Raw genomic sequence first — 15,473 nt, 5'->3', positions numbered from 1 at the left:
CCGGAGGTGCCTGCCGGTGGTGGTGATCGAGATCCTCAGCTCCACCCTCACGGCACTCGGCGTGGGGCTCCTCCTCGCCGCCCTGGTGATCCGGCTCGTCTACGGCTCGTGGACGAAGACCCAGGCCATCAGCTTCGAGCACGAGGGGCACCCGTACCTGCGCTGGCACGACAACCGGTACCGCATCGTCGAAGCCCTGTGGTCCAGCGGGAGCCGGCGCCGGAAGGGCAGCGTGCAGCCGGCGCCGCTGCCACCCGGTGAGGACGTCGTGATCCACTACCACGCGCGTCACCCGACCCAGTGGTCGCTCGAGGAGCCGTACCGCGGCACGCGCACCCTCGCCGTCGTCGGCCTCGTGTGTGCGGTGGCCGGTGCCCTCCTGGGGTTCCTGCCCGGTTGAACTGCGCCGGCGGGTACCGTGGACGCTGTGCACACCACCCCGGTCGTCAAGGTCCTCGCAGCCTGGCTGCTCGGGCTCATGCTCGTGGGGGCCGCGTTCATCGGCACCGTCGCCGTCCTCAACGGGCGCGCCTACAGCCCCGAGCACCAGGTGAACCTCTACCTCGACGCCCTGCGCAGCGGCGATGGTGGCGCAGCGCTCGGGCTGCTCAACGCGACCGTGCCGGACGGTGCGGACGCCACGCTGCTGGACGGCGACGCCCTGCAGCGCTCCACCGCCGCCCTGCAGGACGTCCGGGTGGGTGACGCGCAGGCCGACGGCGCGGACCGCGTCGACGTCCCGGTCACGTACACGCTCGACGGCGCGGCCGGCACCACCGTCTTCACGCTGCAGCGCGAAGGCCGCACGTGGGGGTTCTTCGACGACTGGCGGTTCGAGCAGGGCGTCCTGCCCGCCGTCGAGCTCTCGGTCGTCAACGCGTCCACCGCGGACGTCAACGGGGCGGAGGTCGGACTGCCGGATGGCAGGGCGCGGCTCGCGGCGTTCTACCCGGCAGTCGTCGCGGCCACGTACGAGGGCCGGTACTTCGCCGCCGCCGAGCGGCGTGTCGCCCTGACCGACGCCCAGGCTCCGCCACCGCCCCTCGGTCTCGCCACCGAAGCGACCCCCGACCTGACCCGGGCCGTCGACGAGCAGCTGCGCGCCTTCCTCGACGGGTGCGCCGACCAGACCGTCTTCCAGCCCGCCGGCTGCCCCTTCGCGTACCCCACCAACGAGCGGCTGGCGGGCGAGATCGAGTGGTCCATCGACGAGTACCCGGCGGTCGTCATCACCCCGAACGACGGCGGGTGGCAGGTGTCACCGCTGCGCGGCTCCGCGCGGATCGACACACGTCTCATCGACTTCTTCTCGGGCGCCGTCCGGGACGTCTCGCAGCCGGTGCCGTTCACGTTCGACGCCGACCTCACCGTCTCCGAGGAAGCCATCGTCATCACGCCCCGCGTGAGTTACTGACGCCGCCGTTCCTCGGCGCTCACGCTCAGGGATCCGGCGGTTACGGGATCAAACGCTCTGCGCGGTAGCGGTCGAACAGCGATGTGAAGGCGTCCGGAGTACGACGGTAGCCCGTGAAGCCCGCCACGCGGCTCTTGCCCATGTCGGTCACCACCTCGATGTCCCGGCCGAGGTCTCCGTCGGTGTGCCACCACGAGGCCACCTTCTCCAACCGCGGTTCGGCGAGGCCGTGGCGTTCGGCGAGCTCGGCCCACTCGGACTCACGCCCGGCCATGGTCTGTTCAAGCGGTCGAGGAGCTCCGTCGAAGCCTTCCCAGTCCACACCGAAGTATGCGGCGAGCTGCGGCCACATCCAGCGCCACCGGAAGACGTCCCCGTTGACGATGTTGAAAGCTTCGTTCGCGGCGCCCGGCGTGGTCGCCGCCCAGAGCATGTGCTCGGCGAGGAGACCGGCGTCGGTCATGTCGGTGAGGCCGTTCCACTGCGTCTCGGACCCGGGGAACACGAAGGGCTGGCCGGCCTCCCTGCAGAGCGTCGCCTGCGCCGCGAGCGTCAGTCCCATGTTCATCGCGTTACCCACCGCGTGGCCGATGACCGTATGGGCCCGGTGCACCGACCAGGTGAAGCCCTGCGCGGCTGCAGCGGCGAACAGCTCGTCCTCCTGCGCGTAGTAGAAGTTCCGCACGGGCAGGCGCGGCTCCTCCTCGTGGAACGGGGTGTCGGCCATCTCGCCGGCGGCGTAGGCCTCGAACGGGCCGAGATAGTGCTTCAGCCCGGTCATGAGGGCCACGTGGGCGACGTCCTTTCCGCGGAGGGCCGCCAGGAGATCACGCACCATCCCGGCGTTGACCTCGATGTTCTCCTCCTCGGTGTCCCGCCGCGACCACGCCGTGAAGAACACCTGCGACGGGTTCTCGGGGGCGAGTACCTCGGCCAGCTGGTCGGCGGAGGTGAGGTCGGCGGAGAGCCAGCGCACGCCGTCGCGCCTCGCACCGGGCGTGCGCGACAGCGCCAGGACGTCCCGGCCCTCCCGGGTGAGCAGGTCGACGAGGGCCGACCCGGCGATACCCGTGGCGCCGACCACCAGCGCCGGCCCAGGCGCGGCATCGCTCCGTGTCGCCGCCACGCTCGTCGACGTCGTGTGCGCCGAGCGTGTGTCGGTCGGTGTCAGTTCCGCCGAGCGCGTACCTGCCTGCGTCGCGTCAGCCGAGCGAACGTCCGTCGGGATCCCGTGGTCATTGATCTGCTCGTGCGTCGTCATACTCGCGACAAGCCGGGCACGTCGGACGTTATTCCGCCGACCAGACTGTCCTGGGCACCTGCCTCCGTCGTCGGATGACGGACGGACGTCCTGACCGGCATCGAGGAGCGCAAACCCGGGCCATTGTGTCCGTTCCCGGGGTACATGTCCCACGGGTCTGACCACCCGCCGCGGCGGACCCCAGAAAAGGTGCCGTCGCCGCGGCGGACGCCTGCCGGGCGGTACCTGGAGCTAGTCGAGGCCGCGGAGGTCCAGGGTCAGCTCGGTCTCGCCGTCGGCCGTGACCTTCACCGGGATGCCCCAGTCCTGCTGGTACAGGTGGCACGCCGCGTGGTCGGGGATCTCCCCGCCGGGCTCGCCGTCGCAGGAGGCCGCCCGCGCGGTGATGTGCAGCACGCCCTCGACGGCGTCAGGCGAGAGGACCAGCTCGCGCGTCAGCCCCGTGGATGTCCCGCCACCCGAGACGAGCAGTGACTCCGGGGAGGCGCTGATCGTGAGCTGCGTGGGGTCGCCCCAGCGGTCGTCGAGCTTCTGGCCCTTGGGAGCGGCGAACCGCACGGTCAGGGCCACCGGACCCGCGGACATGGGCGACGTCGGGCGCTGCGTCTGGGAAGCACCCTCGTCCACGGCGAGAGCCTCCTTGGGCAGCGGCACGCGGACCAACTGGTGCTTGTTCGCCTCGACGACGATCAGCAGCGGGTCCCCTCCCTCGGCGACGGGCGTGAGGTCCACGAGCACGTCGGACGGCTCGGACAGGCCGCGCACGAGGGTGGACACCTCCCGCGTGGCCGGGTCGTAGCGGCGCACGGCGCCGTTGTAGGTGTCGGCGATGGCCACGGAGCCGTCGGGCAGGGCCGTGACGCCGAGCGGGTGCTGCAGGCGCGCCTGGTCGGAGTCGCCGTCGCGGAAGCCGAAATCGAACAGCCCGGTGCCGATGGCGGTCTGCACCTGCACCCGGCGGCGTCCGTTGACCTCGAGGAAGGACATCTGGCGCACGGCGGACGTCTCGGAGTCCGCGATCCAGAGGGTGCCGTTCGCGTCCTCCGCGAGCCCGGAGGACTGCGCGAACCAGGCAGCGGAGGCGTCGCCGTCGAGCAGACCCTCCAGCCCGGTTCCGGCAAGGACCTCGACGGCGTGCGTGCGGGGGTCGTAGCCGAAGATCTGGTGCGTCCCGGCCATCGCGACGACCACGCGCTCGAGCGTCGTCGACCACAGCACGTCCCACGGGGAGGACAGGGAGATGTTGAGGGCGTCCGTCCCGAGCTGCGCCTCGGTCAGGCGCGGCGTCTCGCTCTCCGCTCCGACCACGTGCGCGTTCTCCTGCAGCCCGGCCTTCGTGTGGTTCCCGGCGTCGAGCAGGCGCTGCGTGCCGTTGCCCGCAAGGGTGCGTACCTCGCCGGTGGCGAGCGTGACCCCGCGCAGCCGGTGGTTCACGGAATCGGCGACGACGACGTCGTACCCCACCTCCGCGGCGACATCGGCCGGCAGCAGGGCGACGCCCTGCGGCTCGTTGAAGCGGGCCTCCCCGGCCATGCCGTCCCGGAAGCCCTTGGTGCCCGAGCCGATGGTGCGGCGCACGGTCACGAGGTCCGCCTCGAGTTCGACGAGGCGGTGGTGACCGGTGTCGCCGACGAGGAAGGAACCGGTGCCGGGCAGCGCCACGGCCTTGCCCGGGAACCGGAGGTCGCCGGCGGTGCTCGCCGCGGGGACGTACGGACCGTCGCCGCGGTGCAGCGTGCCCTTGGTCTCGTGCTCGGCGACGAGTTCCTCGACCAGCGAGGTGAGCCCGGCCGCATGGCCCTCACCGGAGAGGTGCGCCACGATGTAACCCTCGGGATCGATGACCACGAGGGTGGGCCAGGCGCGTGCCGTGTAGGCCTGCCAGGTGCCGAGCTCGGGGTCGTCGAGCACGGGGTGGTGGATGTCGTAGCGCTCGACGGCGGCCGCGAGGGCCACGGGGTCCGCTTCGTGCTCGAATTTCGGGGAGTGCACGCCGACCGTCACGAGGACGTCCGAGTACTGCTCCTCGAGGGGGCGCAGCTCGTCGAGGACGTGCAGGCAGTTGATGCAGCAGAACGTCCAGAAGTCGAGGATCACGATCTTGCCGCGGAGGTCCTCGAGCTGCAGCTGCTGACCGCCGGTGTTGAGCCAGTTCCGCCCGGTCAGCGCCGAACCGCGTACCCGGTAGTTCGCACGGGTACGCGGGGACTCGACGGTCATCGGCCCGTTCCTGCGGAGTCGGCTGCGGACGCCGAGGTCCCCGAGCTGTTCGGGTAGGAGCCCTCGGCGGGGCGGAGGGGCGGGGTGGTGCTGCGGGAGCCGGCGTCACGCGCGGCAAGATCGGCGAACATGCCGTTGTAAGCCGCGAGGTCGGCGTCGTTATTCCTGTCCGCCGCGCGGTCCTTCCGCTTGGTCTCCCGTGCGTCCGATCGCGACCACATGATGGCCACGCCGATCGCGAGAAGCAGTGTGGGTAGCTCGCCGACGCCCCAGGTCACGGCGCCTCCCACCTGCTGGTCGGCCAGCGCCGAGGCGCCCCACTCGCGGCCCATGTTGCCGAACCAGGACGCCTCGAGGAGCGAGGTGGATCCCATGAGGGTCACGCCGAAGAATGCGTGGAAGGCCATGGTGGCGAAGAGCAGCAGGATCCGCATGGGGTACGGCGCCCTGAACGGCACCGGATCGGAGCCGATCATGGACAGCACGAAGATGTAGCCCGTGATGAGGAAGTGCGTGATCATCAGCTCGTGGCCCACGTGCTCGCGCAGGGCGAAGCCGAAGAGCGGCGAGTAGTAGAAGACCACGATGGACGCCACGAAGTTACCGGCCGCGAAGATCGGGTGCGTGATGATCTTCGACGGCCAGGAATGCACGATCACGAGGATCCACTCGCGGAGCCCGCGCGTGCCGTCGCGGCGTGCGGAGAGCGCCTTGAGCGCCAGCGTGACGGGGGCACCGAGCACCAGGAACAGAGGGACCACCATGGTCAGGGCCATGTGGTCGATCATGTGGGCGCTGAACAGCACCATGCCGTAGATGGCGGGAGCGCCCGAGGTGAAGTAGGTGAGCAGCAGCAGCCCGATGATCCAGCTGACGAGCTTGAACGGCGACCAGGAGTCCCCGCGGCGGTGCAGCTTCATCACACCGAGGACGTAGGCGACGCCGAACGTCAGCGCCACCGTGATCCACAGCCAGTCCGGCCGCCACTCGGTGAGCCAGCGCTGCATGGTGGGCTCGGGCGGGAGGTCGTACCCGGTGAGGATACGCGCGGGTCCGGCTTCCGTCGGCAGCTCCTCGGCGCGCGGCGGGGCGGTGCGGCCGAGCGCACCGGCCACACCGGACACGGCGCCCATGATGACCAGTTCGACGGCGATGAGCTGCCACAGCACGCGGCGTGCGGACAGCTTCGACGCGGCCGATCCGGAGGGGGCTGTGAGCTGCGGGATGATCCACTGCCGGTGCATCCAGCCGATACCGCCCAGCAGCAACGTGGCGATGGTCTTGAACGTGACGAGCAGGCCCCACTGGGAGCTCAGCTGCCCGAGGTCGGTGATGCGCAGGCTGGCGTTCACCACCCCCGAGGCGACGACGAGGACGAACGCGAAACCGGCGAGCGCGGAGAACCGCTTGAGGACCGGCAGCGCCTGGTCCCCGAGCTTCCCGCCCACGACGGCCAGGGAGATGATGCCACCGACCCAGAGGCAGACGCCGACGAGGTGCAGCGCGATGGAGTTCACGGCCGCGTTGTGGTCGTTCCCGCTGGCGGAGTGCCCGATGAGCGCCATGGGCAGCAGGTTCAGCAGCGCGAGCACGAGGGTCAGCGCGAGGCCGACCTGGGACCGCACACCGAACAGGACGGTGGCGAGGACGGCGGAGACGATCGAGGTGACGAGCCAGGCGCGGCCGGTCGAGAAGTCGGTCAGGAACGCGGCGAGTCCCTGCGTGTAGGCGGGGTCCGTGCTGAGCGGCAGTCCGGCGGCGTCCGAGTAGGTGAACAGCATGACGCCGAGGGCGCCGAGCGTCCAGGCCACAGCCGAGACGGCCGCAAGGATGAGGACGCGGGTGAAGGCGGGGTGCTCGGCGGCGTCGGCCTTGGGTGCGCGGCCCTTGCCCGCGACCTGACGCGGGAGCATGACCACGGCGAAGACGAGCGCTCCGATGGTGGCGGCGGCGGCGGTGTTGTTCAGCACCTTGGCGACGGGCAGTCCCCAGCGTGTCAGCGCTCCGGGATCCCCCAGCTGACGCGCCGCGGAGGCGCCCGAGTACAGCAGGGCGACCACGAGGGCGAGGAGGACGACGGCGCCGGCCAGGATCAGCCACACCGGTCCGACGGCTCGTTCCGGGGAGGCCGCGGAAGTCACCTCGCGGGATTGCTTCGCTGTAGTGGACACGTACACCATTCTCTACCCGAAGTAGAAATAGGGCTAATTCCTTGCGCGGTTTCGCCCTCTGGCGAAGGGCGGCCCCAGGGGGCCGGAACGACGAAGGACCGCTGCCGTCCTGGCAGCGGTCCTTCGGTCACAGCGTGTGGGGCCTACTTCGCGGAGGCCTTGAGCTTGGAGCCTGCGGTCAGCTTGACGCTGTGGCCCGCGGCGATCTGGATGGTCTCGCCGGTCTGGGGGTTGCGGCCCGTGCGGGCGGCGCGGCTGGTGCGCTCGACGGCGAGCCATCCGGGGATGGTGATCTTCTCGTCCTTGGCGATGGACTCTGCGAAGACGTCGAACAGGGCGTCGAGGACGCCGTTGACGGCAGCCTGGCTGGTGTCTGCCTTCGCTGCTACCTCTGCAACAAGCTCACTACGGTTCTTGGCCACTTTCGGTCCTCCTGGACGTTGCTGTTGGGAACGAGCTCTTCACGGTCATGGAAGAACCTCTGTCCGAAAACCTACCAGCTTCGCCGCGTGATTCCGCGTGTTTACAGGCCTTTCCGGCCCGGAGCGGCCCGATGTACGGCCTTTTCGAGCCGTGTGGAAGGACCTCGGCGCACAAACGGAGAAGCCGGCGACCCGAGGGCCACCGGCTTCTCCACCACCGCTTTCGAAGCGGTGGTCACTGCAGTGTTACCAGCTGGACTTGGTCACACCGGGCAGCTCGCCCCGGTGCGCCATGTCGCGGAAGCGGATACGCGATATACCGAACTTCTGGAGCGTGCCACGGGGGCGCCCGTCGATCTGGTCGCGGTTACGCAGACGGACCGGCGACGCGTTGCGGGGAAGCTTCTGCAGGCCGAGGCGTGCGGCTTCGCGAGCTTCGTCGGTGGCGTTCTCGTCCACGAGGGTCTTCTTCAGCTCGAGGCGCTTTGCGGCGTAGCGCTCCACGATGACCTTGCGCTGCTCGTTGCGAGCAATCTTCGACTTCTTGGCCATGCCTAGCGCTCCTCTCGGAATTCGACGTGCTTGCGGATCTTGGGGTCGTACTTCATGAGGACCATGCGGTCCGGATCGTTACGACGGTTCTTGCGCGTCACGTAGGTGTAGCCCGTGCCGGCAGTGGACTTCAGCTTGATGATCGGACGTACGTCCTTGTCCTTCGCCACTAGAGCTTCACTCCCCTCGCGAGGATCGACGCGACGACCGCATCGATGCCGCGCACGTCGATCGTCTTGATGCCGCGGGCCGAGACCTGCAGCGTGACGTTACGGCGGAGGGAAGGCACGTAGTAGCGCTTCTTCTGAATGTTGGGGTCGAACCGACGCTTGTTGCGGCGGTGCGAGTGCGAAATGCTGTGTCCAAAGCCGGGCTCGGCTCCGGTCACTTGGCAGTGGGCTGCCATAACTCTCCTCCAGATTAGATGAACGTGACGGAATCACTTGTGGAGCGTCCCGCCACCAGTAATGACACCGTTATTACTGCAGCTTTCCGGAGGTTGACCTGGCAGGGTGAGAGCCTGCCGAAGCGCCTCGCCGCGGGGAAGACGGTGAAGACCAGGCACGCGCGGCCTCTCGGCCGGCTGCGCCTGGGATTCCAGGTAGTCGCGGGTAGTCGCGCCGATCCCGTGTCGAGGACGACACAGCACCAGCCACGGCCAAACGCCTTACCATACTACCGACCGGATCCGGCCTCGCCAAACCTGATCCGGCACCACTCCGATCGGCTCGGCCCCGCCCGCGATCACACCTCTCGGGCGGCCCCCGCACCGCCCCGGGAAAGGGGCCGCCGGGAGGACTCGGCGATGGAACGGCGAGAGGTTGGACGAGGGGCGTGGGGTCAGTCGGCGGGCGTGCCGTCGCGGTCCACGAGCATCGGATCCTCCGGCCCCGCACCGATCCGCTCGCCGGTCACCTCCGCGTCCGAATCCACGATCGCGTGGCGGACCGTGGCCCCCTTGCGCACTGTCACGCGGTTGAGCAGCACCGAGTGCTCGACGACGGCGCCGGCCTCCACCGTGACGCCGGCGCCGATCACGCTCCGCCGGACCGTTCCGCGGATGGTGGCACCCGGGGCGATCAGCGAGGACGCGATGCTGGCGCCCTCGGCGATGAACGCGGGCGCGAGCTGCGGCGGCTCGGTGAGGATGGGCCACTGCGGGTCGCCGAGGTCGAGGCCCTCGCCGTCCAGCAGATCGAGGTGGGCGCGGAGGTAGTTCACGGGTGTGCCGAGGTCACGCCAGTAGGTGGTCAGCCGGTGCTCCGCCACGTTCCCGCGCTCCACGAAGTAGGGCACGAGGTGGTGGCCGTAGTCGCCGAGGTCCTCGTGGTCGTCCTGGAGTGTGTGCAGCGCGTCGAGGAGGGCGCCGGCCGAGTAGAGGAACACCTCGGCCGTGACGAGGGAGGTCCTCGGCTCCTCCGGCTTGTAGGCGAAGCCGGTGACCGTGCCGCCGTCGTCGACCTCCACCACGCCGTGGGCTGAGGCGTCGCCCGCGAAGTCGACCGTGACCATGGTGAGTTCGGCGCCCGCCTCGCGATGCGTCGCGACGACGTCGCGGTAGTCCAGCCGGTACAGGTGGTCGGAGCTCAGCACGAGCACCAGGTCCGGTGCGAAGTCGCGGATGAAGGCCGCCTGGCGCAGCAGGCCGTCCGCGTTGCCCTCGGCGAAGCCCTCCCCCTCGTGTCCGCTGAAGGGCGGGAGCACCAGCAGGCCGCCGCGCGTCCGGTCGAGATCCCAGGGCCGGCCGTTGCGGAGATGGTCGTTGATGGTCTTCGGCTGGTACTGCTCCATCACCCACACGTCCGAGATGCCGCTGTGGTGGAGGTTGGACAGCGCCACGTCGATCAGGCGGAAGCTCCCGCCGAGCGGCATGGCCGGCTTGGCGCGGTGATCGGTCAGGACCCCGAGGCGGCCGCCGGCTCCCCCGGCGAGCACGATCGCCAGGATGCGCGGATGTGCGGGGTGCCGGGAGCCGGCGGAGGGGCTCACGCGGTCCTCATTCCTCGGGCGTCCTGCCGGACGGGCGCTGATGTTCCTGCGTCATCGAGCTCGGACCCGGGATCCTCCGCGTCACCGGGCGTGCCCGGCGCACACTCGGCGACGATCCAGTGCGTACCGTCGAGCCGGCGCAGGATCTTCCGGCCGATCCGCTCCAGATCCGCGACGTCCTCGGCGTCGAGGGGATCGAACACCGACGCGCGGACCTGCTCCACGTGCGAGGCGGCGAGTTCCGCGAGCATCTCGGATCCCGCTGGTGTCAGGGACGCGGTGGTCACGCGACCGTCCGACGCGGACGGCAGCCGGGCCACCCACCCCCGGCCCTCGAGCTTCTTCACCACATGACTGAGTCTCGAGAGCGACGCCGTGGACCGAGCGGCCAGCTCGCTCATCGGCAGCGACGAGCCGTGCGATTCCGAGAGCATGGCGAGCACGTGGTAGTCGAACAGGGTGATCCGCGCCTCGCGGAAGAGCTGCGCGTCGAGGGTCGCGGGCAGGAGCGAGGTCACGGCCTGGAGCGCCAGCCAGGCGCGCCGTTCGTCGGGTGTGAGCCAGGGCGCCGCCATCCGTTCATTCTGGCACAGCGCCCGGACGCGCTCCCGGCCCCGACGGGTCCTTCCGCGCCCTTGCCCCGGCGTCACGGACCGCCCTCGCGCGGCCTCCGTGGAGAGGGTCACGTCAGTGCTCGACGACGGCCCGGAGCGGGTGGGTCGGCGTCGGGTACCGCGCGGTGAGGGTGTCACCCGAGGAGACCTTCCGCAGGCGCCGCCCCACCCAGGGCGTCAGGTACTCCCGCGCCCACTGGGCGTCAGCGCGTACCTGCTCGAGCCGCGTGAGGGAGGGGCGGGCGTCGAGTCCGGGGACGTCGATCCGGTGCGAGGCCTTCAGCGCCTCCAGCACCCGGACCGCCATGAGCGTGTGCCCGGCCGTGGACATGTGCATCCGGTCCACGTCCCAGTAACCCCAGTCCTGGAACTCCCTCAGGCGCCAGTAGTCCACCAGCGTTGCCCCGTGCCCGTCCGCGATCTCCCGCACCCACTCGTTGTAGATGGCCGTGCGGCCGCGCGTGGTGCCGAACACCGCGGACCCGGACGCGTCGAAGCCCGTGAAGAGGACCACCTCCGCACCGCCCGCGCGCAGCCGGCCGATGCCGGCGTCGTACTCACTCATGAGGCCGTCGATGTCGATACGCGGCCGCAGGATGTCATTCGCGCCCGCGTAGATGGTCACGAGCGAGGGTTGCAGCGCGAGCGCCGCGTCGATCTGCTCGTCGAGGATGCCGCGCATCGTGCGGCCGCGGATGGCCAGGTTGGCGTAGGTCCAGGACGGGTCGGCCAGGATCAGCTGCTCGGCGACGCGGTCGGCCCAGCCACGGACGCCGTTGGGTGACTCCGGATCCCAGTCGCCCACCCCCTCCGTGAAGGAGTCTCCGAGGGCCACGTAGCGCGAGGTGTTCATCACGTCCAAAGATTACCCTCGCCCTCCTCATGGCGCGGGATAAGCTTCGTCGGAGCCGCTCGTGACGGGCCACGGCCTCCGCCGGAGCCCGTCACCGACCGTCGCAGCTCAACTCCAGCCCGTCACCGCCCGAAGGACGCCATGCCCGTCGATGCATCACCCCACGCCGCTCCGGACCCGGACACCGCCGAACCCGCCGGGTCGGGCAGCACGCGCCGCGCCGCGCTGATCATCAACCCGATCAAGGCCACCGGCTCCGACGTGCAGGACGCCGTGACGCGGATCTCCGCGGAGGACGGCTGGGAGGCACCCCTGATCATCGAGACGACGGCGGACGATCCCGGACACGGTCAGGCGCGCGAGGCACTCGAGGCCGGCGTGGATCTGGTCATCGCAGCCGGTGGCGACGGCACCGTCCGGTGCGTGGCCGAGGAACTCGCCGGGACGAACACCATGATGGCGCTCGTGCCGCTGGGCACCGGCAATCTCCTTGCCCGGAACCTCGACATCGCCGTCGATGATCCCGGAGCCGCCGTCGAGGCCGCCTTCCGCGGCACGGAGCGACGGATCGACGTGGTGCACGTGACCGTGGACCGCGCCCAGGACGCGTCGGTGTTCCTCGTGATGGCCGGCGTCGGGTTCGACGCCGCGATCATGTCCGACACCCGGGACGACCTGAAGGACAAGGTGGGCTGGCTCGCCTACGTGGACGCCGGGCTGCGGAACCTCCCCGGGAAGCCCACGCGGAGCAGCATCTCGATCGACGGCGGCAAGCCGTTCGAGCGGCGCCTGCGCAGCGTGATGGGCGGGAACTGCGGCAAGATCATGGGCGGCCTCGAGATCTTCCCGGGCGCGAGGATCGACGACGGACTGATGGACATCATGACCGTGGCCCCGAAGGGCAAGCTGGGCTGGCTCGCGGTGGTCGGCAAGCTGGTGTCCCGCGGGAAGGGCAAGGACCCCTCGCTCGAGTACTTCCAGTGCCGTACCGCGGAGGTGACCCTCCGCGAGCCGCTGGAGGTGCAGCTCGACGGCGACCCGCTGGGCAAGGCGACGCACATGGCGTTCGAGGTCAAGCCAGACGCCCTACGCCTGCGGATGCCCCTCGGGTACAAGGACCCCGCGGTGGTCAGCGACCCGCTACCCTGACGGGTGAGAACCGGGGCCCCGCCCCGGCCCCGATTCCCGTCAGGAGACGAATGCCCTCGCTCGGCGAACTGATCGCTCCGCGTCGGCTCGGTGGCAGCTTCCGGTGGCTGCTCGCCTCCACCTGGACCAGCAACGTCGGTGACGGCATAGCACTCTCGGCGGCTCCCCTGCTGATCGCCTCGGTGACGTCGTCGCCGTTCCTCGTCGCTGCCGGCGCCATGATGCAGATCCTCCCGTGGCTCCTGTTCGGACTCGTGGCGGGATCCGTCGCGGATCACCATGACCGCCGTCGTCTCGTCATGCTCGCCAACGGGGTGCGGGCCCTGATCGTCACGGGCCTCGTGGCGGTGCTCGTGACCGGCCAGGTGAGTATCTGGGTGGTGCTGGTCTCGGCGTTCCTCTACGGCACCGCGGAGGTGTTCGCGGACACGGCAGGCAGCACGCTGCTTCCCATGACGGTCCCGTCGGCAGACCTCGGGCTCGGCAATGCCCGCATGCAGGCCGGGTATCTGGTGGCCAACCAGCTCGTCGGGCCACCGCTCGGCGCCTTCCTCTTCGCGATCGGCTCGTTCTGGCCGTTCACGGTGCAGGTCCTCTGCGTGAGCCTCGCGGTCGTCCTCGTGGCCCGGATGGCGCGGACACCCCGTCCGCAGCAGGAACCTTCGGCCCTCGTCGAGGGCGCCCGCCCCCGTCCCATCCGCGAGGGCCTCGCCTGGCTCCGCGGCAACGCGCCCGTGCGGACCCTGATCCTCATCATCCTGATCTTCAATGTCACGTGGGCTGCTCCGTGGAGCGTCCTCGTGCTCTATGCCACCGACTACCTGGGCCTCACCGCCGTCGGCTACGGACTGCTCGCCACCTCGGCCGCCCTCGGCGGGCTCGTGGGCGTCAGCTCCTTCGCCTGGCTCGAGCGCCGGGTGCGCCTGGCCACGCTCATGCGCGTGTGCCTCAGCCTCGAGGTGGTGATGCACCTGGCCTTCGCGCTCACGACGTCGGCCGCCGTCGCGTACGTGATCATGTTCGGCTTCGGCGTCTACGCCTTCATCTGGGGCACCATCTCGACGACGGTGCGGCAGCGTCTTGTCCCGATGCCGCTCCAGGGGCGGATCGGTTCGGTGAACCTGGTCGGCGTGTTCGGCGGGCTCGTGATCGGGCAGCTGTTCGGCGGGCTCATCGCCCAGGTGTGGGGGCTCACCGGGCCGTGGTGGTTCGCCTTCGCCGGCTCGGCGATCACGCTGGCTCTGATGTGGCGCGCCATCTCCAACATCTCGGCCGCCGCTCCCGCGCTCGAGGGCTAGAGCCAGGGCTGCGGGTCCACCTTCTCGTCGCCGACCATGACCTCGAAGTGCAGGTGGCACCCGGTGGAGTTGCCCGTGCTGCCGACCGCACCGAGCGCACCACCGCGGCTCACGGCCGCTCCCTGCGCGACGTCGATGACGCTGAGGTGGTTGTAAGTGGTCTGCATGCCGTCACCGTGGTCCACGACGATCCGCTGCCCGCCGCCGTAGGCGTGCCATCCCGCCTCGACCACCGTGCCGTCGTCGGCCGCGGTGACGGGGGTGCCGCACGCGCTGGCGTAGTCGAGTCCGGTGTGGAGTTCCGTGCCGTAACCGCCCATGGGATTGACCCGGTGCCCGAAGGTGGAGGCGACGGTCCCCTCGGCGACGGGCACGGCGAAGGCCTCCCGCTCCTGGACCACGGGCGAGACCGACGCCGAGAGGGCACGCGCACTCGCGATGCTCGGGGCGATGCCGTCGGTCGCCGGGCCCGCACTCTCCAGGCGGAAGACCACCTCCGCGCCGGAGGGCGCGGTCACTGCCGGGGCGGCCGCGCCGGCGGTGACGACGGCGGCCGGCAGCGCGGCCGTCGGTGCTGCCGCGGTGGTCGACGGCGCGACCGTACCCATGAGCAGCCCGGCCGAGGCGAGCACCATGCCGGCCGTCGCGGACTGGTCGCGGAGACGGGCCAGACCGGAGCGGTTCCGAGTCCCGTTCCGGCGTGCCCGCGCGCCGTGCGGACGGCTGTGGGAGCGGCGCTCCCGGCGGCTCGGCGTCGGTACGTCCGGCACCTCCGCGCCGGCAGGGGACATCGTGAACAGGGCGTGGGACTGCTCGGCGTGAACGGCCTCGAGCGGAACAGCTGGGGCAGGGTGGGTGGTCGCGGCGTCGGCTCGGCCTCGCAGTTCCCGACGCGTGGGGAACTGCTGTGCGGGAACCTCCAGCGCGGGAGCGCCTGCGGCGGCAGTGTCCGCCTCGGGGGTGCCGACGACGGCGGCGCGGCGACCTGACGCCGGACGGATGGCACGGGCGGCGGGTGCGGCGAGCGGGAGAGGCGCGACGGGCGCCACCGGGGCCACCGGGGTTGCGGACGCATCCGCTGGCGCGACGCCGATCGGGTGGAGCGCATCGTCGATCGAGCGTCGCTCCGGGACCTCTCCACGCGCCTCACCGATCGCAGTGGCCCTCAGGGAGCGGCGGCTGGGCAGCGTGTGGCAGTCGGACCCGAGCAGGACGGGGTGCTGCTGGTGCACGCGAGCGACGGGCGCACGACGGCGCCCGGACGTAACCGTCTGGGTCAACTGCTTACCTCTCTGGGGACGCCGGCGGAGTCAGCTGTCGGGTTCGAGCAAGAGTCGACTCGGCCCCCTGCCAGGCTCCGGTGCGGACCTGCCGGATACGGCAGCGCACCACGAGCACTGTGGGAGGGCTTCACCCCGAGGCGGCCTGCGCCGCCGTGATCGTGGGTCCTCCGCCCCTGTCACGGGTTGGTCAGGCGGTCCGCTGACAGGGTTGGGCGTACGGACCTGGATCACGTCTTCGGGCTTTGCT

General features: G+C 70.5%; 14 protein-coding genes, 1 pseudogene and 1 riboswitch. Of the genes and pseudogenes, 4 read left to right on the top strand and 11 right to left on the bottom strand.

The window, feature by feature from the left end; translation table 11 throughout:
• The first annotated feature begins 19 nt into the window (after positions 1-19).
• Both AC4D12_RS01165 and AC4D12_RS01160 read left to right on the top strand, forming a co-directional pair.
• A complete protein-coding gene (locus AC4D12_RS01165) occupies positions 20-400 on the top strand; it encodes a hypothetical protein (protein ID WP_490947948.1) in 381 nt (126 codons plus the stop codon).
• A gap of 27 nt (positions 401-427) precedes the next feature.
• Positions 428-1,414 carry a hypothetical protein gene (locus tag AC4D12_RS01160; RefSeq protein WP_490947947.1) on the top strand — a complete coding sequence of 329 codons (987 nt, stop codon included), beginning with the start codon at positions 428-430 and terminating at the stop codon, positions 1,412-1,414.
• Between the two features lie 40 nt (positions 1,415-1,454).
• On the opposite strand, the gene AC4D12_RS01155 is transcribed toward AC4D12_RS01160, so the two are convergent.
• The 10 genes and pseudogenes from AC4D12_RS01155 to AC4D12_RS01110 all read right to left on the bottom strand — a co-directional run bounded on the left by AC4D12_RS01155 (position 1,455) and on the right by AC4D12_RS01110 (position 11,496).
• Entirely contained in the window at positions 1,455-2,675 is a 1,221-nt protein-coding gene (locus tag AC4D12_RS01155; protein WP_490947946.1) for an SDR family oxidoreductase, read from the bottom strand.
• Positions 2,676-2,906: 231 nt separating this feature from the next.
• The gene (locus AC4D12_RS01150) at positions 2,907-4,895 is read right to left on the bottom strand and encodes an NHL domain-containing thioredoxin family protein (protein WP_490947945.1); all 1,989 of its coding nucleotides are present in this window, start codon (positions 4,893-4,895) and stop codon (positions 2,907-2,909) included.
• Positions 4,892-7,075, bottom strand: a complete 2,184-nt coding sequence (locus AC4D12_RS01145) for a bifunctional copper resistance protein CopD/cytochrome c oxidase assembly protein (protein WP_490947944.1) — start codon at positions 7,073-7,075, stop codon at positions 4,892-4,894. The genes AC4D12_RS01150 and AC4D12_RS01145 overlap by 4 nt, the downstream gene beginning before the upstream one ends.
• A gap of 134 nt (positions 7,076-7,209) precedes the next feature.
• Positions 7,210-7,488 carry an HU family DNA-binding protein gene (locus AC4D12_RS01140; protein ID WP_104181350.1) on the bottom strand — a complete coding sequence of 93 codons (279 nt, stop codon included), beginning with the start codon at positions 7,486-7,488 and terminating at the stop codon, positions 7,210-7,212.
• Positions 7,489-7,734: 246 nt separating this feature from the next.
• On the bottom strand, positions 7,735-8,040 hold the full coding sequence (gene rpsN / locus AC4D12_RS01135) for a 30S ribosomal protein S14 (protein ID WP_158502799.1): 306 nt from the start codon (positions 8,038-8,040) through the stop codon (positions 7,735-7,737).
• Between the two features lie 2 nt (positions 8,041-8,042).
• The gene (gene rpmG / locus AC4D12_RS01130; protein ID WP_019481734.1) at positions 8,043-8,210 is read right to left on the bottom strand and encodes a 50S ribosomal protein L33; all 168 of its coding nucleotides are present in this window, start codon (positions 8,208-8,210) and stop codon (positions 8,043-8,045) included.
• The gene (gene rpmB / locus AC4D12_RS01125) at positions 8,210-8,446 is read right to left on the bottom strand and encodes a 50S ribosomal protein L28 (RefSeq protein WP_043441573.1); all 237 of its coding nucleotides are present in this window, start codon (positions 8,444-8,446) and stop codon (positions 8,210-8,212) included. The genes rpmG and rpmB overlap by 1 nt, the downstream gene beginning before the upstream one ends.
• A 434-nt stretch (positions 8,447-8,880) precedes the next feature.
• Positions 8,881-10,029, bottom strand: coding sequence for a glucose-1-phosphate adenylyltransferase family protein (locus tag AC4D12_RS01120; RefSeq protein ID WP_490947943.1), 1,149 nt, complete (start codon positions 10,027-10,029; stop codon positions 8,881-8,883).
• Between the two features lie 104 nt (positions 10,030-10,133).
• Positions 10,134-10,604, bottom strand: a pseudogene (locus AC4D12_RS01115) (MarR family winged helix-turn-helix transcriptional regulator); the annotation flags it as partial.
• 112 nt (positions 10,605-10,716) lie between these two features.
• A complete protein-coding gene (locus AC4D12_RS01110; protein ID WP_490948757.1) occupies positions 10,717-11,496 on the bottom strand; it encodes an SGNH/GDSL hydrolase family protein in 780 nt (259 codons plus the stop codon).
• 141 nt (positions 11,497-11,637) lie between these two features.
• Here AC4D12_RS01110 and AC4D12_RS01105 point away from each other — a divergent pair, with 141 nt between their 5' ends.
• Positions 11,638-12,645 carry a diacylglycerol/lipid kinase family protein gene (locus AC4D12_RS01105; RefSeq protein WP_490947942.1) on the top strand — a complete coding sequence of 336 codons (1,008 nt, stop codon included), beginning with the start codon at positions 11,638-11,640 and terminating at the stop codon, positions 12,643-12,645.
• A 50-nt stretch (positions 12,646-12,695) separates the two neighbouring features.
• The gene (locus tag AC4D12_RS01100; RefSeq protein WP_490947941.1) at positions 12,696-13,943 is read left to right on the top strand and encodes an MFS transporter; all 1,248 of its coding nucleotides are present in this window, start codon (positions 12,696-12,698) and stop codon (positions 13,941-13,943) included.
• On the opposite strand, the gene AC4D12_RS01095 is transcribed toward AC4D12_RS01100, so the two are convergent.
• Positions 13,940-15,223 carry a M23 family metallopeptidase gene (locus AC4D12_RS01095; protein WP_490947940.1) on the bottom strand — a complete coding sequence of 428 codons (1,284 nt, stop codon included), beginning with the start codon at positions 15,221-15,223 and terminating at the stop codon, positions 13,940-13,942. The two genes, AC4D12_RS01100 and AC4D12_RS01095, sit on opposite strands and share 4 nt — an antisense overlap.
• Before the next feature lie 3 nt (positions 15,224-15,226).
• Positions 15,227-15,430, bottom strand: a riboswitch (cyclic di-AMP (ydaO/yuaA leader).
• Positions 15,431-15,473: the final 43 nt, after the last annotated feature.

Source organism: Arthrobacter sp. TJ-266 (assembly GCF_058269115.1).
This window is presented reverse-complemented; position numbering and strand designations above follow the sequence as displayed.

Coding starts and splice junctions, on each gene's coding strand:
- AC4D12_RS01155 (WP_490947946.1), bottom strand. CDS start 2,675: ATGACGACGCACGAGCAGATCAATGACCACGGGATCCCGACGGACGTT.
- AC4D12_RS01150 (WP_490947945.1), bottom strand. CDS start 4,895: ATGACCGTCGAGTCCCCGCGTACCCGTGCGAACTACCGGGTACGCGGT.
- AC4D12_RS01145 (WP_490947944.1), bottom strand. CDS start 7,075: ATGGTGTACGTGTCCACTACAGCGAAGCAATCCCGCGAGGTGACTTCC.
- rpsN (WP_158502799.1), bottom strand. CDS start 8,040: ATGGCCAAGAAGTCGAAGATTGCTCGCAACGAGCAGCGCAAGGTCATC.
- rpmB (WP_043441573.1), bottom strand. CDS start 8,446: ATGGCAGCCCACTGCCAAGTGACCGGAGCCGAGCCCGGCTTTGGACAC.
- AC4D12_RS01110 (WP_490948757.1), bottom strand. CDS start 11,496: ATGAACACCTCGCGCTACGTGGCCCTCGGAGACTCCTTCACGGAGGGG.
- AC4D12_RS01105 (WP_490947942.1), top strand. CDS start 11,638: ATGCCCGTCGATGCATCACCCCACGCCGCTCCGGACCCGGACACCGCC.
- AC4D12_RS01100 (WP_490947941.1), top strand. CDS start 12,696: ATGCCCTCGCTCGGCGAACTGATCGCTCCGCGTCGGCTCGGTGGCAGC.